This window comes from Agrobacterium sp. 22-3639C2, assembly GCF_053522105.1.
This window is the reverse complement of the sequence record NZ_JBNWDB010000001.1, coordinates 451,705-473,355: the sequence shown is the minus strand read 5'-3', so window position 1 is coordinate 473,355 and position 21,651 is coordinate 451,705. Positions and strand designations below refer to the sequence as shown.

Genomic DNA, 21,651 nt, shown 5'->3' with positions numbered 1-21,651 from the left:
GCGACGACCATGCTGATCGATACGCATTGCCATCTGGATTTTCCCGATTTCGAGGCTGAGCGCGACGATATCATCGCCCGCGCCCATGCTTCCGGCGTTGCCCAGATGGTGACGATCTCGACCCGGGTGCGCCGTCTGCCCGAGCTTCTAAAGATTGCGGAAAAATATCCGTCGGTTTTCTGCTCGGTCGGCACGCATCCAAACAATGCCGACGAAGAACTCGACATTTCGGCCGACGAGCTTGTGCGGCTTGCCGAGAGCCACGACAAGATCGTGGCGATCGGCGAGGCGGGGCTGGATTATTTCTACGACACGCAAAAGCCGGAAGACCAGAAGACCGGCCTCGTTCGCCACATCGAGGCGGCAAGGAGAACCAAGCTTCCGCTCGTCATCCACAGCCGCAGCGCTGATGAGGACATGGCTGCGATTCTGCGTGAAGAAAGCGACAAGAGTGCTTTTCCCTTTATTCTGCATTGCTTTTCCGCAGGTCCCGATCTCGCCAAAACCGGCGTCGAACTTGGCGGTTACGTATCCTTTTCCGGCATTCTGACGTTCCCGAAATCGCAGGATATCCGCGATATTGCAGCCACCGTGCCGCTCAACCGTCTGCTGGTGGAAACGGATGCGCCTTATCTCGCGCCCAAGCGTTGGCGCGGCAAGCGCAATGAGCCTTCTTATGTGGTGAACACGGCGGAAGTGCTGGCCGAGGTACATGGCATCTCGTTCGAGCGCATGGCCGAAATCAGCACCGAGAATGCTTTCCGCTGCTTTTCGAAGATGACAAGGGTGTAGGCGTGGCAATCTACCGTCGCCGCTTTACGGTTCTCGGATGTGCGTCGTCTCCCGGCGTGCCGCGCATCAACGGCGACTGGGGCGCCTGCGATCCTGAAAACCCCAGGAATCGGCGTACTCGTGCGGCCTTCATGGTGGAGCAGATCGGACCCGATGGCGGTAAGACCACCGTCGTCATCGACACCGGGCCTGATTTTCGCGAGCAGATGATTGCCGCCAAAGTGGAGGCAGTCGATGCGGTTCTATACACTCATGCCCATGCCGACCATTTGCACGGTATTGACGATCTGCGCATCTATTTCGCCATTCAGCAGAGCCGCATTCCGATCTATGCCGATCCAGTCACCATGGCGCGCATCTGGGATGGTTTTGCCTATTGCCTGGAAACGCCTCCGGGCAGCAATTATCCGCCGATCGTCGAGCCGCGGATCATCGCCGATATCGACGCGACCCTGATCATCGACGGGGCAGGCGGGTCGATACCTTTCAACGTGCACATGCAGCAGCATGGTGACGTGCACTCGCTCGGCTTTCGGATTGGCAATGTCGCCTATTGCACCGATGTCAGCGATTTTCCGACCGAAAGCGTGCCCAAGCTTGCCGGTCTCGACGTCCTCGTCATCGATGCGCTGCAGCACCGTTATCACCCCAGCCATCTCTCGCTCGAACAGGCGCTCGGCTGGATCGATAGATTTGCACCCAAAAGGGCGATCTTGACCCATATGCACATTCCGCTCGATTATGACACGGTGATGCGCGAAACGCCTGATCATGTTGAACCGGCTTACGACCAGATGCGTTTCGAAGTCGAACTTGAGATTGAAGCGCCCTAATACCGCCTGAAAAGGAACAGCATGTCGACCCGGCCTTTCCGTGCACCCAGTATGGCGAGCTTCTTCGACAATCTGCGCTCCAGTCGCCTGCGGGCGATGTTCCGGCGCGGCGAGCTGGGGCTGGTGGCTCTCGCCGTCCTCATCGGCATTGCGGCCGGCCTTCTGGTGGCGCTGATCGGTGGATTGAGTACGGCCCTTCATGTGCTGGTCTTCGGTGTCGAGCGGCTGAGCAGCAGTGAACTCTCCGGCTGGATCGTGCTTGCCGGGCCAGTCATTGGCGGCATCGTACTCGGCCTGATCCTCTTCATTCTTTCGAAAACCCGCAAAAAGCCAATGGTCGACCCCATCGAGGCAAATGCGCTGCATGGCGGCCGCCTGTCGCTGACGGACAGCATCATCGTCTGCGTGCAGAACATCGTCTCAAACGGTTTCGGCGCATCTGTCGGGCTTGAGGCAGGCTATACGCAGATCGCCAGCGGTGTCGCTTCCAAGATCGGCATCAAGCTAAAGCTGAGACGAGGAGACATGCGCATCCTCGTCGGCTGTGGTGCTGCTGGTGCCATTGCCGCTGCCTTCAACGCGCCTCTGACCGGGGCATTCTATGCCATAGAACTCATCATCGGCACCTATACCGTCGTGACACTCGCGCCGCTCATTGTCTCGGCGCTGGTGGCCAGCATCGTGGCAGGGCTCATCGGCGGACATGGCCTGTCCATCGATATCTATGATGCCAGCCGTGTGACGCCGCCGGATTATGTACCGGCCATCTTTCTCGGCGTGGTATGTGCGTTTATCGGCATCGTGCTGATGCAGACGGTCTCCCTTATCGAGGAAACGGCCCGCAAAAGCGCCATTCCCGGCTGGCTGCGTCCAACAATCGGTGGCGTGGCGGTGGGCGCACTTGCGCTGATTTCACCGCAGGTCCTGTCGAGCGGCCACGGTGCGCTCCATCTCAACATCGATGCCGATCTGACGATTTACGGGCTGGCCGGGCTTTTCCTGCTGAAGGCTGCGGCGAGCGCGATTTCCATCGGCTCGAATTTCCGCGGCGGTCTGTTTTTTGCCTCGCTGTTCATGGGCTCGCTGGTCGGCAAGATTTTCGCACTCTGCGCACCCTATATCGGCTATGGCTCGACAGCACCCGTGGTCTACGCCGTGGTCGGCATGAGTGCTTTTGCCGCCGCCATTATCGGCGGTCCTCTGACGATGACGTTTCTGGCGCTGGAACTGACCGGAGACTTCCAGATCACGGCTTTGGTGCTGGCGGCCGTTATCACGACATCGCTCGTGGTACGCACCACCTTCGGTTACTCCTTCGCCACCTGGCGTTTTCATCTGCGGGGCGAAAGCATTCGCAGCGCCCACGATATCGGCTGGATCCGCGACCTGACGGTGGGCAAGATGATGCGCGCCGATATTCGCAAGGCCAATGTCAGCATGGGTCTTCCCGCCTTCAAGGAGAAGTTTCCGCTAGGCTCGACGCAGCGGGTTATCATGACACATGACGACGGGCGTTATGCCGGCATGGTCCTGGTGCCGGAAATCTACGCCGATCCGATGGATCGCGATCCCTCCAAGATCAGCCTCGAGACCTACCTAAATTACAAGAACGACGTGCTGCTGCCGGCGATGAACGCACGTCAGGCGGCGGCAGCCTTCGATGCTACCGAAAGCGAAGCTCTGGTTGTCGTCAACGACAAGATCGAAAACCGACCCGTGGGCCTGCTGACGGAAAGCCATACGCTGAGGCGGTATAGCGAAGAGCTCGAGCAAAGGCGCCGGGAGGCATCAGGAGAGTTATAAATCACATCAGGAAACTGCGCTTATATGTTGAAATAAATAGTTTTATCGCGGTTTATATCTTGGGAAACAGACTTGTGATTTTCCAGTGATGTCGCATGGGCTAACTTGGCATCACATTGTGAAGCAAGCTGTCATTCGCCGCAGCGGATGCGATTTGAGTAGTCAAAGGAATAGACCATGGATGGCGGCAACTTCGATCTCAAGGAGGAAATCCGCGATTATTGGTCGAAAAGATCAGAGACTTTCGATCTGGCCTTTGGACACAAGATAGCAGCCGGCGCCGAGGCCAATGCATGGCAGAAGCCGATCCGCGACCTGGTGGGATCTGAGCCGAAACATATCCTTGAACTGGCCTGTGGCACCGGCGAGGTGACGCGGCTTATTCATGATCTCGGCCACGAGGTCACGGCACTCGACTTTTCAGAAGCGATGTTATCCGTAGCGCGCGCCAAACATGCGGGAAAACCAAGGCTACGTTTCGTGATGGCGGATGCCGAAAACACCATGGAGCCGGATGCGTCCTATGATGCGATCATCTGCAGGCATCTGGTCTGGACACTGACGCAGCCTGAGGAGACCTTCCGCGAGTGGTTCAGGCTGCTTCGTCCGGGCGGTCGGCTCTTGTTTTTCGATGGTGACTGGGCAACGCCAAAACCGGCAGGGCGTCTCGCCAGCCTTTTGATCCGGCTCATCGATCTTTCGGTGGGGGCCGACAAGAATTACGATGGTGCCCAAAGCAGCCATCATGCCGCAATCATGAAGGCGCTTCCGTTCGGGCAGGGGTTGCGCCCGCAGATGCTGACGCCGCTCCTGATCGCCGCCGGCTTTACCGGCATCGAACTGCACTCACATGCCCCGATTGCGAGAGCGCAGCGGAAAAACACCAACCTGCGCAACAGGCTGCGAACTTTCGTCTACCGTCGTTTCATCCTGACCTGCCGCCGTCCTTGAAACGGGACTGGTAATGGGAAACGGGAAAGGTGAGGGGCCGAATGTGAAATCACACAACCACAAACTCAGCGGTCCTTTACAATAGCACCACCCGAGAAATGGTCGCGGTACCAGGGCAGAAACCATATTGCGAGCGGGCCGAAGACCATGCGATAGAGCGCTTGCGTAAAAGTCAGTCTTTCGCCGGTGCGCCGGACGACCTTTAATCGCATTAGCAGTTTTCCGGGAGTTGCCATGAAGGCGCTGCTTTCGAAGGCCGGGAAATAGCAAAACAACACGGATGCCAGCCATAAAAGCGTTACGCCCATCAGAGGTGTCGGCGGTTGCCCCGCTGGAGCGTCCATATATTGCGGTAGCCACTCTGCGGCGATGAATGTCGGTGCAAACGCCACACTGATGAGCAAGATGAGATCGACTATTCCTGCGACGATGCGTTTGAAGACCATGTTTCATCCCTGGACGTGAATCTGACTCGAATAAGATGATTGTACAAGCTATCTACAGAAAACACCCGAAAGCGCTGTCATTCTTTCCAAGCGCCTTTGACGCAAGGAAACGAGCTCCATGACTGCTCCACTCGTCATCTACGCGGATGGTTCGTACGACCCCGTTGCATTATCGGGAAGCTGGGCGTTCATCGTGTTTGAAACCGAGCGGCAGATCCATGCTGCGCGAGGAACGGAAATCGGACTTACGAACAATTCGTTTGAAGTCATGGCGGTCATGAATGCACTTTTATGGCTCGATGCACAGGCTCCAGGCCGGCCAGCCAAGCTCTGGACAGACTCCGCTCACGTGATGGAAGGTTGCCATCGCTGGCGCGAAATCTGGCGGAGCAACGGGTGGAAACGCATCAATCCAGATTCGCGAAAACGCAAACGACAGATACCAGATGACGGTCTGTGGCAGAATGTGGATCGTTTGCTCCTTTGTAATCCGAACGTCGAGATAGCGTGGTGCAAGGGACATTCCGGTATAGCCGGGAACGATCTCGCGGATGCTTTGGCCCGTGCCAAGATGGTGGATGGGGGCAATTAGTCTCACGCCAACCGGTCTATAGACGCCCGCCAGCAGCTTGTTCTTGTTGAAGTAGCGGAGCTTCAAGCTGTCCGTGCATGAACAAAATTGGGGCGTTATCAGCCCTGCAATCCACGCCAGTATGGTGCCGCTGTTCCTCCTTAAATTGCCGTCCCATCTCTCCGCCAAGGCTCGGCAATTCGTTGTGGCAACGAGAGCATAAAAAATCCCAGCTGGGTTGACTCATTTATGAAACCGGTTACATTTCCTCATGTAAACGGTTTCATCGGTTAAAAACCGTGCTTGGAGGAGCAAATTTTCATGTTTAAACATTTGATGGCTGCTGCCGCTATGGTGCTGGCGGCGGGCACGTCCGTGCATGCTCAGGAACAGAGCTTCAAGATCGGTCTTTCCAATTCTTTCGTCGGCAGCGAGTGGCGCACGCAGATGATCGAGGAAGCTCAGGCTGCCGCAAAGGCGTGGGGCGAAAAGGGCGTGAAGGTCGAAGTCGTCGTTCAGAGCGGTAATGTCGATGTGCAGGGGCAGATCGGCCATATCCGCAATTTCATGAACCAGGGCGTTGATGCGATCCTCATCAATCCGGGCAGCCCGACTGCCTTTGATCCGATCTTCGCTCAGGCGAAGGCACGCAACATTCTCGTCATCGCAACCGACGCGGAAGTGTCTTCTAAGGACGCGATCTATGTCGGCATCGACCAGAAGGCCTGGGCGGCACAGTCCGCACAGTGGCTTGCGGATTCGCTGAAGGGCAAGGGAAGCGTCGTCGCGATCAACGGTATCGCCGGCAATCCCGCCAACGAAGCCCGCGTCGCCGGTTACCGCGAAGTGTTCAAGAAATATCCTGATATCAAGGTGCTGAACGAAGCCAATGCGAGCTGGGATCAGGCGCAGGGCCAGCAGGCGATGCAAAACCTTCTCGCCACGTATCCCGATATCAGCGGTGTGTGGGTGCAGGACGGCATGGCCGACGGCGCATGGCGCGCAATCGAAGCCGCCGGCAAGACCAAGGACATCGCCGCGACAGGTGAAATCCGCAAGGACTTCATGACGCGCTGGGAGAAGGAAAAGTTCAACTCCGGCGCCTCCGTCAATCCTCCGGGTGTCATGGCCAGCGCGCTCAACGTTGCGGTTCTGAAGCTGCAGGGCAAGGAATTCAAGGACGGCATTTTCGGCGGTACCTACGGCAACGCCATCTATATTCCGATCCCCTTCGTCAGCAACGACAACCTCGCGGACAACATCAAGTCCGCCGAAGGTAAGCCGGGCTATTGGTCCGTCACGGCAACCGTGACGCCGGAACAGGCTGGCGAGTTCTTCAAGTAAGATCAGTCTCGGGCTGGCCGCAAACGCCAGCCCGAAACCTGAAATTCGAATGTGGACCGCGTATTGCGCGCGTCCGCCAGTGACGAAGCACAATGACAAGTAAAATTCGGGGACATGCGATGGCGAACGCTCTGGAAGCGGCCGGCATACAGAAGAATTTTGGCGCCGTGCGTGCGCTTTCCGACGGCAGGCTGACCGTTGGTCGCGGTGAAATTCACGCGCTGCTCGGTGCGAATGGTTGCGGCAAGAGCACGCTGTGCAAGATCGTTGCAGGTGCGGTCGCGCCGACCAGCGGCACCATCCGGTTCAAGGGCGAAAACGTGCGCTTCAAAAGCCCGCGTGACGCCGAAAATGCCGGCATTGCGCTGTTTTATCAGGAGCTAAGCCTCATTCCGCAGCTTTCCGTCGCTGACAATATTTTTCTCGGTCGCGAACCGAAGCGCGGCGTTTTTGTCGACAGCAAGGCCCTGAAAGCCGAGGTGCGCAGGCTGATCGCGCTGTTTGACGGTGTTGCCGGCACCGGTCTGGAGCCGGATGCGATCGTCGGCAATCTGCCGCCCGATCAGCGCCAGCTCGTCGAAATCCTGAAAGTTTTCGCCCAGAATGCCAGCCTCATGATCATGGATGAGGCAACGGCGGCACTTGATGGCCGCCAGTCCGAGCGTTTTTTTGAGATACTCAGAGCCAAGAAGGCGGACGGTATCTCCACCATCATGATTTCCCACCGGCTCGATGAGGTTTTTGCTGTCTGCGACCGCATCACCGTCATGCGTAACGGTGCGACCATTTCGGAACTCGACACCGCCGCTACCACCCGCGAGGCCGTGGTACATGACATGGTCGGCGATGTCCGCGCCGCGCCTGCCCGCCAGCAGGGACGCGCAGGTGCAGCGCCCAGCCTGAAGGTGACGGACGTTGCGGGCGAGGGTGTTCGCGGTGTCAGTCTTGAAGCCTATCCGGGTGAAATCGTCGGTTTGGCGGGATTGCAGGGGCAGGGCCAGTCGGCCTTGCTGAAGGGCCTGTTCGGCGCAAGCCCCTTTGCCGCCGGGCAAATCCAGTTCGAGAGCCGTGATGTCGCCATCGGCAAGCCTTCGCAGGCGGTTCATAACGGTTTTGCCTATGTATCGGGCGACCGCGGGCGTGATGCCTCGCTTCAGGGCCGGTCGATCTTCGAAAATCTTGTTGCAGCTCTGATGGTGCGCGAAAAGATGAGACTGGTCCGGCCCGCGACGCTGAAGCCGCGAGTGCAGAAGGTCGCGGACGACATGAAGACGAAGTTTGCCGGCATGGATATGCCTATCGGCACGCTCTCAGGCGGCAACCAGCAGAAAATCTTCATTTCCCGCTGGCTTGCCACCGCGCCGAAACTGCTGCTGCTCGATGATCCGACCAAGGGTATCGATCTTGGCGCCAAGGCCGATCTCTTCGCGCTGATGCGCCAGCAGGCTGACGCGGGCGCGACCATTCTTCTTTATTCCTCGGAAGATGCGGAAATCCTCGAATATGCCGACCGCATTCTCGTGTTCAACGGCGGACGCATTTCTGCGGAGCTGACCGGAGCCGACATGACATCCGTCAACATGACCCGCGCCGCCTATGGAGACGCCGCATGAATTCCCTCGGTTTTGTGCGCAAGCAACCCTGGATCATAACTCTTGTGGTTCTGGCCGTTCTCATCGGCGTCAACACGTTTCTGCAGCCGTCTTTCGTGCAGCCGGCCGTATTGCAGTCGAACCTGACGACATTTCTTCCCCTGATCCTGGTCGCCATCGGCCAGACCTATGTCATTCTGGCGGGGGATATAGATCTGTCGGTCGGAAGCATCGTAGCGCTCGCCAATGTCGTTACCGTCAGCGTCATCGCTGCACTTGGCGGAACGGCAGGTGCCGTCGTTGCAGGTATGGGAGCGGGTGTTGCGGTCGGACTGATCTGTGGGCTGGTCAACGGCCTGTTCATATCCGGCCTGCGTTTCCAGCCCATCGTCACCACCTTCGCGACGGGCATCATCTTCGCCGGTCTGGCGATCTGGGTTCTGCCGCAGGCCGGTCTTCCCGTGCCCGAAGCCTATTGGCAGACCTATTCCGGCAGCTTCATCGGTTTGCCTTTCGTGCTGTGGATGCTGTTGGCTGGTATTGCCTTTACGCTCGTTGTGTCGCGCATTCCGTTTCACGTGCATTTGTTGGCCGTGGGCGGCAATCGCACGGGCGCTTTCCAGACGGGCCTGCGCCTCTCCGGCATTCGCATTGGCGCCTACATGATTTCCGGTCTGTTTTCAGCGCTCGCAGCGCTGTGCCTGACGGGCGAGACCGCCTCCGGCGACCCCTTGCTCGGTGCAAGCCTGGCGCTCTCCTCCATTTCGGCGGTCGTTCTTGGCGGCACAGCACTTTCCGGCGGCTTCGGCAGCTCGACAGGATCGATCGCCGGCGCGCTGGTGCTGGGCATGATCGGCAATGTGATTTTCTTTGCGGGCTTGCCCTTCGAGTACCAGACATTGGTGCAGGGGTTGATCGTGCTGACGGCACTTGCCGGCGGCGTTCTGGTGACGAGGCGTTGAGATGACAAATTCCGGTTTGAAAATCAAATCCATCATCACCGATCCGCTGACCATTGCGATTGGCGCGTCAGTCTTCCTGCTGCTGGTCGGCGAACTGTTGTCGCCCGGCTTCGCACAGGGGTCGCAGATCGTGCGGCTGCTGACGATCGCCGCCATTCTCGGCATCGTCGCGGCGGGCCAAAATCTTGTGATCCTCGGCGGACGCGAAGGCATCGATCTTTCCGTCGGCGCGATGATCTCGCTCGGCGCGGTCCTTGCCGGCAACATGATGAACGGACAGAATGTCGGAATACCGCTCGCCATACTGGTCGCAGGTGGCATTCCCTTCCTGATCGGCCTCATCAATGGCCTCGGCATCACCTTCGTTCGCATTCCGCCGCTGGTCATGACACTGGGCATGACAGCGGTGATCCAGGGCGGGCTTGTGGTCTATTCGCAGGGCGTTCCATCAGGTGCGGCGGCGCCGCTTCTGGCGGGTTTCATCAACCGGCCTCTCGTTTTCGGTATTCCCGGCGTCCTCTTCGTCTGGCTTGGCATTGCCGCGATCATGCTGTTCGTGCTGCGCCGCACGGCCTTCGGCTTCTCCATTTACGCCATCGGCTCCAACGAGCGGGCGGCGACCTTGGTCGGATTGCCCGTGTCTTTGATCCGCACGCTGCTTTACGGCCTGTCCGGCCTGTTTGCCGGTCTGACCGGGGTCTGCGTGATCGGTTATACCGGCACCTCCTTCATTTCTGTCGGCGACCAATATGTCCTTCCATCGATCATCGCTGTTGTCATCGGCGGCACTTCGCTTGCCGGTGGTGCGGGCGGATATATCGGAACCATGGCCGGGGCAGTTGCGCTCACCATTCTGCAAAGCGTACTGATAACGCTCAACCTCGATGTATGGGCCCGGCAGATCATATTCGGTGTCACGTTACTTGCGCTGATGCTGCTTTATGGCCGCCAAAAGCAGTTGCGTGTGTGACAGATGAGCAAAGACCAAGGTTCGAATATCAGGGAAGTTGCAGCTCTCGCGGGCGTTTCAATTGCGACCGTGTCACGGGCGCTGCAACAACCCGACAAAGTCCGCCCGGAAACGAGGAAGAAGGTTTTCGATGCCGTCAGGCAGGCAAACTTTGTTCCCAACGCCCAGGCCGCAAGCTTCAGGCGTCAATCCAACAATACCGTCATTCTTCTCGTTCGCGATATCGGCAACCCGTTTTATCTCGAGATCTACAAGGGCGTGGAGGAAGCGGCGGGGGAGGCGGGCTTCAAGGTGCTCATGGGCGACGCCCGTAACGACGAAAACCGCGTGGCGACACATATCGACATGGTCAGGCAGAAACATGCTGACGGCCTCATCCTGATGACCGGCCAGTTTCCTTCAGAGCTTCTCGGTCAGGGTGACGCGCTGCCGCCGATCGTCATCGCTTCGGAAACCGTGCCAGGCATCGCGCTGCCCACCGTCAAGGTCGATAACCGCGCCGCGTCCAAAAACGCCGTGCATCATCTGATCGAAGCAGGGCACACGAAGATCGCACATCTCGCCGGACCTTTTCCGGAAAGTCTGGCACAGGAGCGTTTCGAGGGCTACCGCGACGCGCTTGAGGAAGCGGGTATCGGTTACGCGGATGAACTCGTCGTGACAGGCGATTACAGCATCGAAGCCGGTAGACAGGCGATTGCCGGACTTCTCGAAAACGGCATTTCCTTCACCGCCATCTTCGCCTCGAGCGACCAGATGGCGATTGGCGCGATCAGCGAGCTGCGCGGGCGCGGGCTGTCCGTGCCGACCGATGTCTCGGTTATTGGCTTCGACGATATAATTTTCGCCAATGCTTTCGAACCACCGCTAACTACAGTGCGCCAGCCCCGGCAGGAAATGGGCCGCAAAGCCATGGCGCTGATGGTCGACCGGCTTAATGGCAAACGCACGGCCGAAACCATCGTGCTGGATACGGAACTGGTGGTGCGCGGCTCGGTCGCGCCCTGCCGTTCGCCGCACCGGTAGCGGCCAGACTGTGAATGCAAGGAGTGTAAGGACATGAAGACGATCAAAGGCCCGGCGATTTTCCTCGCGCAATTTGTCGGGGACAAGGCACCCTTCGACACGCTCGACAATCTCGGCCAATGGGCGGCTTCCCTTGGTTACAAGGGCATTCAGGTGCCGACCGATCCCAAGCTCTTCGATCTTGAGAAAGCTGCCGCTTCCAAGGCTTATTGCGATGATATCAAGGGACGTCTGGCCGAGACAGGCATCGAGATCACCGAGCTTTCAACCCATATTCAGGGTCAGCTCGTCGCTGTTCATCCTGCCTATGACGAGATGTTCGACGGTTTTGCGCCCGCCGAACTGCGCGGCAAACCGCAGGCGCGTCAGGAATGGGCGGTCAACCAGCTGAAGTGCGCGGCGAAAGCCTCGCAGCATCTGGGCCTCAAGAGCCATGCGAGTTTTTCCGGCGCGCTGGCGTGGCCTTTCGTTTATCCGTGGCCGCAGCGCCCCGCAGGTCTTGTCGAAATGGCCTTTGCTGAACTCGGCAAGCGCTGGACGCCCATTCTCGATACATTCGAGGAGAATGGCGTCGATCTCTGCTACGAGCTGCATCCCGGCGAAGACCTGCATGACGGCATTACCTTCGAGCGTTTTCTCGAAGCCACCGGCAATCATTCGCGCGCCAACATCCTTTATGATCCCTCGCACTTCGTGCTTCAGGCGATGGATTATCTTGATTTCATCGATATCTACCACGAGCGCATCCGGGCCTTTCACGTCAAGGATGCCGAGTTCAATCCGACCGGCCGGTCCGGCGTCTATGGCGGTTATCAAGGCTGGGTCGACCGGCCGGGGCGCTTTCGCTCACTCGGCGACGGGCATGTCGATTTCGGCGCGGTGTTTTCCAAGCTCACCCAATACGACTTCGAAGGATGGGCCGTGCTGGAATGGGAATGCGCGCTGAAACACCCGGAGGACGGGGCGCGTGAAGGTGTTGGCTTCATTGAAAATCACATCATCCGCGTGACTGAGCGGGCTTTCGACGATTTCGCCAAAAGCGGCGTCGATGATGCCGCCAACCGTCGCCTTCTCGGGCTTTGAAAGGGATAGACATGTCCTCCGCAACAGCAAGATTTAATAGCCGCCGCATTCGTCTCGGCATGGTGGGTGGCGGTCAGGGTGCCTTTATCGGCGCGGTGCATCGTATCGCCGCGCGGCTCGACGACCGTTACGAATTGGTCGCCGGTGCGCTTTCCTCCGACCCGGCACGCGCCAGCGCTTCGGCAACCCTGCTCGGCATTGCGCCCGAGCGGTCCTACGCTTCTTTTGAGGAGATGGCGTCGGCCGAGGCCGGTCGTGAAGACGGTATCGAGGCGGTCGCCATCGTCACTCCCAATCACCTGCATTTCGCCCCGTCCAAGGTCTTTCTCGAATCTGGCATCCACGTCATCTGCGACAAGCCCGTCACAGCGACGCTGGAGGAGGCCAAGGAGCTGGCGAATATCGTGAGGGCATCCGACAGGCTGTTCATCCTCACGCATAATTACACCGGCTATGCCATGTTGCGGCAGATGCGGGAGATGGTTGCCAACGGTGCCATAGGCAAGCTGCGCCATGTCCAGGCCGAATATGCGCAGGACTGGCTGACCGAAGCGGTTGAAAAGACCGGCGCAAAGGGAGCGGAATGGCGCACCGATCCGAGCCGCTCGGGCGCGGGCGGGGCAATCGGCGACATCGGCACCCACGCTTTCAACGCCGCCGCCTTCGTGACCGGTGAAATTCCCGCGAGCCTCTACGCAGATCTCACTTCCTTCGTTCCGGGCAGGCAGCTGGATGACAGCGCCAATATTCTGCTGCGTTACGAAAGCGGCGCGAAGGGCATGCTCTGGGCAAGCCAGATCGCTGTCGGCAATGAAAACGCCCTGTCGCTCAGGGTCTATGGCGATAAGGGCGGCCTTGAATGGCACCACCGCGTGCCGGACGAGCTGTGGTTCACACCTTACGGCGAGCCCAAGCGGCTGATTACGCGCAATGGCGCGGGCGCAGGCGCTGCCGCCAACCGCGTCAGCCGTGTGCCATCAGGGCACCCGGAGGGATATCTCGAGGGTTTTGCGACGATCTACCGTGAAGCCGCAGACGCAATCATCGCAAAAAGGGAGGGAAAAGCAGCCGCCGGGGATGTGATTTATCCCGGCATAGAGGACGGCCTTGCGGGTCTCGCATTCATCGATGCGGCCGTGCGGTCCAGCCTGACCTCGTCCTGGGTAGAGATCGACATATAGATCACTGGATATCGGGGACTGACGACGCAGGGCATCGGAGGTTGTGCCCAGCATTACCCGACTGATTGTTCGGAAGAGCACGGGCAGGCGTGTCGTCATATTGATCAAACGGAAAGGGAGTCACGCGTTTGAAAACGTTCAAGTCAAAATTCGCAAAGATGGCATTCGTCGTCGGACTGGCGGCCGGTATCGCAAATCCGGTTTTTGCCGATGACAGCAAGACGCTGCCGATTGCCGCGCAGATGTACACACTGCGCAACGCCGGAACGCTTGAGGAGCAGCTTGCCATCCTCAACCGCGCGGGCGTTTCCGCCGTGGAAACGGTGGATATGCAGAAGGTCAGCGCCAGCGAGCTGAACGCGCTTCTGGAAAAGCACAAGATCAAGGTCATTTCCTCGCATGTGCCGATCGACAAGCTTCGCGGCAATCTCGACGATGTCATCACCGAGCAGAAGGCTGTCGGCAATCCGGTCGTGACCGTGCCGTTCCTCAAGCCCGAAGACCGCCCCAAGGACGCCGCAGGCTGGACAGCCTTCGGCAAGGAACTTGGCGGATATGCCGACAAGCTTTCCGCGGCTGGCCTCTCCATGGCCTATCACAACCATGATTTTGAAATGGTCAAGTTCGACGGCAAGACGGCGCTTGAACTGCTGCTCGATGCCGCGGGCCCGAAACTGCAGAGCGAACTCGACGTCGCCTGGGTGGCGCGCAGCGGCAATGATCCGGCTGAGTTCCTCGGCACTCTGAACGGTCGGGTTTTTGCAATCCACGCCAAGGACAATGCACCGGCCGGCACGGCCGAAAACGAGCGCGGCTTTGCAACGATTGGCACCGGCGTTCTCGACTGGAAGACGATCCTGCCGGCGGCCAAACATGCCGGTGCACAATGGTTCATCCTTGAACACGACCTTCCGCTCGATGCCGAAGCGGTCGTGACCAAGGGCAACGCGTTCCTGAGCGAGCGCCTGCCGACCATTCAGTAAACACTACCAGTAAAACCAGAACCGCACCCCGGCGGCCGGTTTCGCCGGGGCGCATAAGGTTCGACAGACGCATGATGAAGTTTCCGCCGCGTTGCGACGGGGAGCGCATTGTCTCGTCGACTTTTTACCCAAGTACCAATCGGAGGAGTTATCATGGCGGACAATCATTATGATGCGATTGTTGTCGGTTCAGGCATAAGTGGAGGCTGGGCTGCAAAGGAACTCACGGAAAAAGGCCTGAAGGTTCTGCTGCTGGAGCGCGGCAGAAACATCGAGCACATTACCGACTATCAGAATGCCGACAAGGAAGCCTGGGACTATCCCCATCGCAACCGCGCCACGCAGGAGATGAAGGCGAAGTATCCGGTGCTCAGCCGCGACTATCTGCTGGAAGAGGCCACGCTCGGCATGTGGGCCGACGAGCAGGAAACGCCCTATGTCGAAGAAAAGCGTTTCGACTGGTTCCGTGGTTATCACGTCGGCGGCCGTTCGCTGCTGTGGGGACGCCAGACCTACCGCTGGTCGCAGACCGATTTCGAGGCCAATGCCAAAGAAGGGATCGCCGTTGACTGGCCGATCCGTTATCAGGACATTGCTCCCTGGTATGATTACGTCGAGCGTTTCGCCGGCATTTCCGGCAGCCGCGAAGGCCTGGACATTCTTCCTGATGGTGAATTCCTGCCGCCTATTCCGCTGAATTGCGTTGAAGAGGATGTGGCACGCCGGTTGAAAACCGCCTTTAAAGGCACGCGACACCTCATCAATTCGCGCTGCGCCAACATCACCCAGGAACTTCCCGATCAGGAGCGCACGCGCTGCCAGTTCCGCAACAAGTGCCGGTTGGGCTGTCCTTTCGGCGGCTATTTCAGCACGCAGTCATCGACCCTGCCGGCGGCAGTCGCCACCGGAAATCTTACGCTCCGGCCTTTCTCCATCGTCAAGGAAATCCTTTACGACAAGGACAAGAAGAAGGCGCGCGGTGTCGAAATCATCGATGCCGAAACGAACCTGACCTATGAATACACCGCCGATGTGATCTTCCTCAACGCTTCGACGCTCAACTCGACCTGGGTTCTGATGAACTCGGCCACAGACGTGTGGGAGGGAGGGCTCGGCAGCAGCTCGGGCGAACTCGGCCACAATGTGATGGACCACCATTTCCGCATGGGCGCCACCGGCGAGGTGGAAGGTTTCGAAGAGTTTTATTTCAAGGGCCGCCGCCCGGCGGGATTCTATATTCCCCGTTTCCGCAACACCGGCGACGACAAGCGGAGCTATCTGCGCGGTTTCGGTTATCAGGGATCCGCCAGCCGTTCGCGCTGGGAACGGGAAATCGCCGAACTCAACATCGGAGCCGACTACAAGGAAGCGCTGACCCAGCCGGGCGCCTGGACTATCGGCATGACTGCCTTCGGTGAAATGCTGCCTTATCACGAGAACCGCGTGAAGCTGGACCACGACAAGAAGGACAAATGGGGCCTGCCGGTCCTGTCGATGAATGTCGAGATGAAGCAGAACGAACTCGATATGCGCGAAGACATGGTCAATGACGCAGTCGAGATGTTCGAAGCGGTCGGCATCAAGAACGTCAAACCGTCGAGGGGCAGCTATGCGCCGGGCATGGGCATCCATGAAATGGGTACGGCTCGCATGGGACGCGACCCCAAAACTTCCGTGCTCAATGGCAACAACCAGGTCTGGGATGCGCCGAACGTCTTTGTTACTGACGGTGCCTGCATGACTTCGGCCTCCTGCGTCAACCCGTCGCTTACCTACATGGCGCTGACGGCGCGTGCCGCGGAATTTGCCGTTTCCGAACGCAAGAAGGGGAATCTGTGATGAACAGACGTGAACTGCTGAAACTGATAGCCATTGCCTCCGGTCTTCCGCTGATCGGCGCTGACGTGGTCACTGCGGCGGAAAACGCCGCCAAGCCCTCCGGCGACGTCCACGTGTTCAGCCCGGAGGAAATCCGGCTTCTGGACGAGGTGGCTGAAACGATTATCCCTCGCACATCCACCCCGGGTGCGAAGGACGCTGCCGTTGGCGCATTCATGGCAGTCTATGCGGCGGATTGTTACACGGGCGAACAGCGGAAACTCTTCCTCTCCGCTATGGCTGACATCGAAAACCGCAGCCGGACGGAATACAAGAAGGCGTTTCTGGAGCTGACGTCGCAGGAGCGGCAGACGCTGATTTCTGCGCTGGACAAACACGCCCGGGCGGAACAGACACCGACCGCACCGCATCCCTTCACACTCGTCAAGCAGCTGACGCTGCTCGGTTTCTTCACCTCGAAGATCGGCGCCACCGAGGTTCTCGTTTACGACGAAATCCCCGGCGGCTTTGAGACCTGCGTTCCCTACAAGAAGGGTACGCCCGCCTGGGGCACGACCTGAATTGAGAACAAGCCGCCCGCCTGCATTCGCAGGCGGGCGCGTTCATACGGCAGAACAAGGATGACACGATGCGCAAGAGAATGATCATCACGGCGGCAATGCTGGCAGCAAGCGCCATTCCCGCTTTTTCAGAGGGCGATGTTGCCAAGGGGGAGGCGGCCTTCAAGCGCTGTTCCGCCTGTCACGCCATCGGCGAGGGCGCGAAAAACAAGGTCGGCCCGCAGCTTAACGGGATCATCGGCCGCACTGCGGGCGGCGATCCGGACTATAATTACTCGAATGCGATGAAAAAAGCAGGCGGGGAAGGGATGGTGTGGACACCGGAGGAACTGCGAGACTTTCTCAGCGCTCCCAAGAAGAAAATCCCCGGAAACAAGATGGCCTTGGCGGGCATCAGCAAACCGGAAGAACTGGATAATCTTATCGCCTATATCGAAAGCGCGTCTTCGAAACCAGCCGAATGACAGCACGCCGTTTATCGAACATCAAAACTCCTGCAGTTTTGAGACGATGACCACGACTTTACCCCAGCATATCCTGCGCGCCGAAGGCCTTGCCAAGGAATTGCCAAGGCCTTCCGGCGTTGTCTTCAAGGATGCATTTGCGCTACTCAAACACCGGTTCTCAGGGGTCGGTCCGTCCTTCCTGCAGGCCAGACTTTTCGAAAGACCTGTCCTGATGGAAGCCCAGTTTGGCCAAGCCGTTTTTCACCTCCGGTGCGTTCATGAATAAATCCCAGATCAGGCCGCTGCGATAGTTTTCCATCATCGCAACAACAGGCCCTTGATTGATCGCAAGATGCGTTCCGGACACCCAGCCGGTTGAGGGCTGGAATGAATCCATGAGGCCAAAGCGGCCGATGAGTGCACCATTGTTCCATTGCAGAAAACGCAACGCCGCCTCGCGTGAGCGATGAGAAAAGAAGGGCATGCTAGAGAGGGCTGCCGTTGTCGCAATGATGCCGTCATCGTCGGTCGGAGAATTTACGACATAGCCCTTTGGCCCATCACACGCAGACAGACCCCACCCGGCCTCACTTGGGTAGCGCGTGTGGCAGTAGCGGTAATTGATCATGCAATGCGCGTGAACCTGATCGAGATAGTCGTGACAATAAACATCGCCGAGACCGCGCGGATCGAGTGTGCAGAAGGAATAGTGCGAAAGGAAAAGCGGTCCTCCATACGGCTGGCCAAGCGGCAGCCGAACACCGAGATACATCGATCCGTTCCGGATTTCGCCATCGCTTGCCCATCCGGAATGATAAGACTCGGCGCTGATTGCATGCGTCGTTGATCCTGCCGCGAGCACATAACAGACAAGGGCCTCGTTCCAGCCCACAATCGGCAAGTTTTTCGCCCAGGCATACCGACGGCTCCAATGCCAGAACAGCGGCCCGGGCTTTCCCCTGGTAAACCAGCCCCACTCCACCGTCTCGACGATTTCATTTATGGACCGGCGTAAATCGATTTGGGAGGATGTCTGCGCGCCAAAAAACTGCCTGACGCAGATCAGCGCCTGAACCAGAAGAGCGGTTTCAACGAGATCTCCGCCGTCGTCGAATTTCGCGAAGGGTATCGTTCTTCCGCTGGACGCGTCGATAAAGTGAGGGAAGGCGCCATGAAAACGCTTCACACTTGCCAGCGATCTCAACATCCGGCTCGCCCGGGCGATGGCTTCCTGTTCGGTTATCCAAGAACGGCGGACACCAACAATGAGCGAAAGAAAACCAAACCCGATCCCGGAGACCGACGCGATCTCATGGATCGCAAGACCATCGGATCGCATACGATCCCGCGGTAGGCCACTCTCCGGATGGCTCCCGGACCAGAAATATTCAAAGGTATTGCGATGCAAACCATCAAGTTCAGCAGGTAATTTATCCGTCAATTCCAACCTCAGGGACCAGCGGCAATCAGTCGGCAGATCGACTGCCAAGCCTTATCCGACTCTGTCACCATCTCCAAATTTCAAGCGGAGCGGTGAATGCCGGTAGCCGCAAAAATTCTCGGCTACCGCAGCATCTGTCTTATCGTCTCCACGATCTGCTCTTCGCAGTAAGGTTTCGTAAAGAAAGCCGTATCAGCCGCGATCATATGACCGGGATCTTCGAGATGGCCGGAAACCAGGATAACTTTAATAGGGGGCCACCTGTCACGAATAATGGCTGCCAGTTGCAGGCCGTCGACGCCGCGTGGCATATCGATATCAGTGAAGACGATCCGAATGTCTGCGCGTGCCTCAAGGATATTAACCGCCTCCGTAGCATCTGCCGCAGCAAGCGCTGTGTATCCTGCGGTTTCAACCAGATCCACGGCGGCAAGGCGTAGCAGCGGCTCATCCTCGACGACGAGTATTGTTGCCACATCGGCAGCATTCGAGGTCACGGTCATCATGACTGTCTCAAATGGGAAACCAGTCCCTGCATCGTTACCCGCAGGCCGTCAGGGTCAAAATTGACCTCGACACCGCCTGTACCCATCAGACCAAGCTGGATGAGCTTCGATCCGAAACCTTTACCCGATGGAGCGGTCACCGGCGGGCCGTCCTGCTCCTTCCATTCCAGAACAAGCGCGTTCTCGCCGCCTGCATCTTCTATCGTCCATGAAATAACGACGGTTCCGGCATCAGAAGACCAGGCTCCATATTTCAAGGCGTTTGTGCCAAGCTCGTGCATCAGGAGAGCCAGCGACAGTGCAGTCCTGGGCCCGATTTCCATGTCGGTGCCCGATATGCGGTATCGCTCGGGAAGAGAAAGTTGGCGAAGCACGGAATCGATCACTGCCACCATGCGCGCCGACGACCAGTCCTGGTTCAGGAGAACCTCATGCGCATTGGAAAGCGCGCGCAATCTGCTCGTGAAGGCTTCGACAGGGGCTCTGTCGGTGACGGGGCGAAGCGTCTGTGTCGCAATCGCCTGAACCATGGCCATCGTGTTCTTGAGCCGGTGGCTGATCTCGTGATTGAGAACCTGCTGTTCCTGCTCGGCCCGAATCCTGGAGATCGCCTCACGCGTACGGTCCGCTATCGCACGCACAAAATCACGCTCCTCGGACGAGAATTCATGCGGCTTGTCGTAGTGTACGAACATGACCCCCGCGAATGCACCTCTTTCGATGATTGGCACATTCACGAGGACGGAGATGCCTAATGAGTGTAGAAGCTCGGCTGAAGCGGAGGTTCTCGGATCTGTCGCCACATCGGGTATGATGACCGTCTCGCCGCGCTTCAAATCCTGGATGTAGGATCCGTAATTCCTGAAATGATGGAGCCCCGCGACGGTGAACATTCCCTCCGCACACCAGTCGGGAAGCATCTGCACCGTCTCGGCGATAGGGTCAACGATGCCGTAGCCCGCCCGCGTCGCGCCTCTCAGACTCCGTGCCAAAATCTCGGCGGCGGCAAATGCCACTTCCGCAACAGTATCCAGCTCGCGGATCTTTTCGCCGAGTTCCAGGAATGCAAGCTGCCTGTCCTCCGACAGTTTTTGAGCGGTGGCGTTGCGTGCGACCTTGATATATCCCGGGACCTTGGGCGACGAATGGTTGGACATCGGCCGGATCGTGCCGTCCAAAAAGATGCTGGAGCCATCGGCAGCGAGGTGCCATCGGCGGTCGGGTGCAACCCCTTCGGACGTGGCTCTGCTCACTTCAGCCGCAGGAACGCCCGCTGCCCGGTCCTCCTCAGTAAAAATCGACTCAAACGGCCGTCCGAGCATCTCGGCTTCCGACCAGCCAAATGTCTCCTGCGCTCCACCGAACCAGCTTGTAATGCGCTGGTCTTCATCGATCGTCATGATAATATAGTCTTTGGCGCCTTCGACGATCAGGCGAAGCTTCGTTTCGCTGTCGCGTAAAGCCTCCTGGGCTTGCATACGGTCAGTGACTTCAACGAACATGATGACGAACGTATCTTCACCAGTGGCTTGAACATAGCCGTCAAACCACCGGTCCATCGATCCGATCTTGCGGGTGAAACGCTTGCTTTGTTGGGTCTCGACGGCCTCCACCACATCGGAAACCCACTCATTCTCGAATTCTGGAAAGAGTTCGCGCATGGTTCGACCAGGCACATCATCGCCTGGTAATCCAAGAAGAGTGCTCCATGCGGGATTGACCGTCTCGTACCGCCAATCGACAATCGTTCCGTCGACGTCACGGATCACCGAGCCTACGACGATGCCTTCCTCCAATTGCTGGAAAAGCGCACCCCAGCGCCGCTCGGAAAGGAAGGTCGCAATCTGGTTCGAGGCGACCCTTCCGATCTGGTTCAGTAACTGCAGCTCGCTTTCCGTCCATGTGCGTGGTTCGCCATCGATTGCTGCGAGCGCGCCGATCACCATGCCATCAGGGAGTGTTACAGGCACTCCCATGTAGGAGATCACGCCCAGATCGGTTATGGCCAGATTATTTCTAACGAGATCATGAACCGTCGCATCCCCGATAATCAAAGGCTGTCTGTCGCGAACCACATGCTGACAGAATGAATGCGTGAGTGGCGTTTCCGCTGCTTCAGCCCATTTGGGTGGCAACCCGACATGAGCGATGAAAACCTGCCGGTGCTCGTCCAGAATGGAGATCAAAGCCACTGGGCATTTCAGGCCGGTTTTGACGACCTCGATAATATCCTGGAATTCGGGTGGGCTCTGGACATCAAGCAGCCCAGAGTTTCGAACTGCGTCAATGCGTTCCGACGGTGAATTCAAGGTCAATCCTTAT

Annotated in this window: 20 protein-coding genes; 16 read left to right on the top strand and 4 right to left on the bottom strand. The window is 58.3% G+C overall.

The genetic code is table 11. The annotated features are described in order from the left end of the window. Nucleotides 1-9 precede the first annotated feature (9 nt). From ACQZ6D_RS02350 to ACQZ6D_RS02335, 4 genes are all read left to right on the top strand, one after another. The gene (locus ACQZ6D_RS02350; RefSeq protein WP_065702555.1) at nucleotides 10-792 is read left to right on the top strand and encodes a TatD family hydrolase; all 783 of its coding nucleotides are present in this window, start codon (nucleotides 10-12) and stop codon (nucleotides 790-792) included. Nucleotides 793-794: 2 nt separating this feature from the next. Then, nucleotides 795-1,625 (top strand): MBL fold metallo-hydrolase, encoded by an 831-nt coding sequence (locus ACQZ6D_RS02345; protein ID WP_065702515.1) that lies wholly within the window; start codon nucleotides 795-797, stop codon nucleotides 1,623-1,625. Nucleotides 1,626-1,646: 21 nt separating this feature from the next. Next, the gene (locus tag ACQZ6D_RS02340) at nucleotides 1,647-3,428 is read left to right on the top strand and encodes a chloride channel protein (protein ID WP_013636093.1); all 1,782 of its coding nucleotides are present in this window, start codon (nucleotides 1,647-1,649) and stop codon (nucleotides 3,426-3,428) included. Nucleotides 3,429-3,605: 177 nt separating this feature from the next. Further along, complete coding sequence (locus ACQZ6D_RS02335; protein WP_065702516.1) at nucleotides 3,606-4,379, top strand: class I SAM-dependent methyltransferase; 774 nt, start codon at nucleotides 3,606-3,608, stop codon at nucleotides 4,377-4,379. A gap of 65 nt (nucleotides 4,380-4,444) precedes the next feature. Here the strand turns inward: ACQZ6D_RS02335 and ACQZ6D_RS02330 are convergent, their stop codons facing one another. Continuing rightward, on the bottom strand, nucleotides 4,445-4,825 hold the full coding sequence (locus ACQZ6D_RS02330) for an RDD family protein (protein ID WP_003515241.1): 381 nt from the start codon (nucleotides 4,823-4,825) through the stop codon (nucleotides 4,445-4,447). Nucleotides 4,826-4,943: 118 nt separating this feature from the next. On the opposite strand from ACQZ6D_RS02330, the gene ACQZ6D_RS02325 reads away from it, so the two are divergent. From ACQZ6D_RS02325 to ACQZ6D_RS02270, 12 genes are all read left to right on the top strand, one after another. Further along, the gene (locus ACQZ6D_RS02325; protein ID WP_448729594.1) at nucleotides 4,944-5,417 is read left to right on the top strand and encodes a ribonuclease H family protein; all 474 of its coding nucleotides are present in this window, start codon (nucleotides 4,944-4,946) and stop codon (nucleotides 5,415-5,417) included. Nucleotides 5,418-5,717: 300 nt separating this feature from the next. Next, nucleotides 5,718-6,740 (top strand): substrate-binding domain-containing protein, encoded by a 1,023-nt coding sequence (locus ACQZ6D_RS02320; protein ID WP_003515239.1) that lies wholly within the window; start codon nucleotides 5,718-5,720, stop codon nucleotides 6,738-6,740. A 119-nt stretch (nucleotides 6,741-6,859) separates the two neighbouring features. Continuing rightward, entirely contained in the window at nucleotides 6,860-8,353 is a 1,494-nt protein-coding gene (locus ACQZ6D_RS02315) for a sugar ABC transporter ATP-binding protein (protein ID WP_065702518.1), read from the top strand. Beyond that, entirely contained in the window at nucleotides 8,350-9,294 is a 945-nt protein-coding gene (locus tag ACQZ6D_RS02310; protein WP_019566277.1) for an ABC transporter permease, read from the top strand. The genes ACQZ6D_RS02315 and ACQZ6D_RS02310 overlap by 4 nt, the downstream gene beginning before the upstream one ends. 1 nt (nucleotide 9,295) lies before the next feature. Beyond that, nucleotides 9,296-10,264: an ABC transporter permease gene (locus ACQZ6D_RS02305; RefSeq protein WP_003515236.1), complete on the top strand. Its 969-nt coding sequence runs from the start codon at nucleotides 9,296-9,298 to the stop codon at nucleotides 10,262-10,264. Nucleotides 10,265-10,267: 3 nt separating this feature from the next. Then, a complete protein-coding gene (locus tag ACQZ6D_RS02300) occupies nucleotides 10,268-11,290 on the top strand; it encodes a LacI family DNA-binding transcriptional regulator (protein WP_003515235.1) in 1,023 nt (340 codons plus the stop codon). Between the two features lie 33 nt (nucleotides 11,291-11,323). Next, nucleotides 11,324-12,373 (top strand): sugar phosphate isomerase/epimerase family protein, encoded by a 1,050-nt coding sequence (locus ACQZ6D_RS02295; RefSeq protein WP_065702519.1) that lies wholly within the window; start codon nucleotides 11,324-11,326, stop codon nucleotides 12,371-12,373. An 11-nt stretch (nucleotides 12,374-12,384) separates the two neighbouring features. Further along, complete coding sequence (locus ACQZ6D_RS02290; RefSeq protein WP_065702520.1) at nucleotides 12,385-13,554, top strand: Gfo/Idh/MocA family protein; 1,170 nt, start codon at nucleotides 12,385-12,387, stop codon at nucleotides 13,552-13,554. 128 nt (nucleotides 13,555-13,682) lie between these two features. Continuing rightward, on the top strand, nucleotides 13,683-14,537 hold the full coding sequence (locus tag ACQZ6D_RS02285) for a sugar phosphate isomerase/epimerase family protein (RefSeq protein ID WP_065702521.1): 855 nt from the start codon (nucleotides 13,683-13,685) through the stop codon (nucleotides 14,535-14,537). 153 nt (nucleotides 14,538-14,690) lie between these two features. Continuing rightward, nucleotides 14,691-16,376 carry a GMC oxidoreductase gene (locus ACQZ6D_RS02280; RefSeq protein WP_065702522.1) on the top strand — a complete coding sequence of 562 codons (1,686 nt, stop codon included), beginning with the start codon at nucleotides 14,691-14,693 and terminating at the stop codon, nucleotides 16,374-16,376. After that, entirely contained in the window at nucleotides 16,376-16,936 is a 561-nt protein-coding gene (locus ACQZ6D_RS02275) for a gluconate 2-dehydrogenase subunit 3 family protein (protein WP_065702523.1), read from the top strand. The genes ACQZ6D_RS02280 and ACQZ6D_RS02275 overlap by 1 nt, the downstream gene beginning before the upstream one ends. A 68-nt stretch (nucleotides 16,937-17,004) precedes the next feature. Continuing rightward, complete coding sequence (locus tag ACQZ6D_RS02270) at nucleotides 17,005-17,400, top strand: c-type cytochrome (protein ID WP_065702524.1); 396 nt, start codon at nucleotides 17,005-17,007, stop codon at nucleotides 17,398-17,400. Between the two features lie 160 nt (nucleotides 17,401-17,560). On the opposite strand, the gene ACQZ6D_RS02265 is transcribed toward ACQZ6D_RS02270, so the two are convergent. The 3 genes from ACQZ6D_RS02265 to ACQZ6D_RS02255 all read right to left on the bottom strand — a co-directional run bounded on the left by ACQZ6D_RS02265 (nucleotide 17,561) and on the right by ACQZ6D_RS02255 (nucleotide 21,638). Continuing rightward, the gene (locus ACQZ6D_RS02265; RefSeq protein WP_065702525.1) at nucleotides 17,561-18,721 is read right to left on the bottom strand and encodes a glucoamylase family protein; all 1,161 of its coding nucleotides are present in this window, start codon (nucleotides 18,719-18,721) and stop codon (nucleotides 17,561-17,563) included. Nucleotides 18,722-18,945: 224 nt separating this feature from the next. Next, nucleotides 18,946-19,329 carry a response regulator gene (locus ACQZ6D_RS02260; protein ID WP_013636078.1) on the bottom strand — a complete coding sequence of 128 codons (384 nt, stop codon included), beginning with the start codon at nucleotides 19,327-19,329 and terminating at the stop codon, nucleotides 18,946-18,948. Then, nucleotides 19,326-21,638 (bottom strand): GAF domain-containing protein, encoded by a 2,313-nt coding sequence (locus tag ACQZ6D_RS02255; RefSeq protein ID WP_065702556.1) that lies wholly within the window; start codon nucleotides 21,636-21,638, stop codon nucleotides 19,326-19,328. The genes ACQZ6D_RS02260 and ACQZ6D_RS02255 overlap by 4 nt, the downstream gene beginning before the upstream one ends. Nucleotides 21,639-21,651: the final 13 nt, after the last annotated feature.

Coding starts and splice junctions, on each gene's coding strand:
- ACQZ6D_RS02330 (WP_003515241.1), bottom strand. CDS start 4,825: ATGGTCTTCAAACGCATCGTCGCAGGAATAGTCGATCTCATCTTGCTC.
- ACQZ6D_RS02335 (WP_065702516.1), top strand. CDS start 3,606: ATGGATGGCGGCAACTTCGATCTCAAGGAGGAAATCCGCGATTATTGG.
- ACQZ6D_RS02340 (WP_013636093.1), top strand. CDS start 1,647: ATGTCGACCCGGCCTTTCCGTGCACCCAGTATGGCGAGCTTCTTCGAC.
- ACQZ6D_RS02325 (WP_448729594.1), top strand. CDS start 4,944: ATGACTGCTCCACTCGTCATCTACGCGGATGGTTCGTACGACCCCGTT.
- ACQZ6D_RS02305 (WP_003515236.1), top strand. CDS start 9,296: ATGACAAATTCCGGTTTGAAAATCAAATCCATCATCACCGATCCGCTG.
- ACQZ6D_RS02350 (WP_065702555.1), top strand. CDS start 10: ATGCTGATCGATACGCATTGCCATCTGGATTTTCCCGATTTCGAGGCT.
- ACQZ6D_RS02300 (WP_003515235.1), top strand. CDS start 10,268: ATGAGCAAAGACCAAGGTTCGAATATCAGGGAAGTTGCAGCTCTCGCG.
- ACQZ6D_RS02270 (WP_065702524.1), top strand. CDS start 17,005: ATGCGCAAGAGAATGATCATCACGGCGGCAATGCTGGCAGCAAGCGCC.
- ACQZ6D_RS02290 (WP_065702520.1), top strand. CDS start 12,385: ATGTCCTCCGCAACAGCAAGATTTAATAGCCGCCGCATTCGTCTCGGC.
- ACQZ6D_RS02320 (WP_003515239.1), top strand. CDS start 5,718: ATGTTTAAACATTTGATGGCTGCTGCCGCTATGGTGCTGGCGGCGGGC.
- ACQZ6D_RS02275 (WP_065702523.1), top strand. CDS start 16,376: ATGAACAGACGTGAACTGCTGAAACTGATAGCCATTGCCTCCGGTCTT.
- ACQZ6D_RS02260 (WP_013636078.1), bottom strand. CDS start 19,329: ATGATGACCGTGACCTCGAATGCTGCCGATGTGGCAACAATACTCGTC.
- ACQZ6D_RS02315 (WP_065702518.1), top strand. CDS start 6,860: ATGGCGAACGCTCTGGAAGCGGCCGGCATACAGAAGAATTTTGGCGCC.
- ACQZ6D_RS02280 (WP_065702522.1), top strand. CDS start 14,691: ATGGCGGACAATCATTATGATGCGATTGTTGTCGGTTCAGGCATAAGT.
- ACQZ6D_RS02310 (WP_019566277.1), top strand. CDS start 8,350: ATGAATTCCCTCGGTTTTGTGCGCAAGCAACCCTGGATCATAACTCTT.
- ACQZ6D_RS02295 (WP_065702519.1), top strand. CDS start 11,324: ATGAAGACGATCAAAGGCCCGGCGATTTTCCTCGCGCAATTTGTCGGG.
- ACQZ6D_RS02265 (WP_065702525.1), bottom strand. CDS start 18,721: ATGCGATCCGATGGTCTTGCGATCCATGAGATCGCGTCGGTCTCCGGG.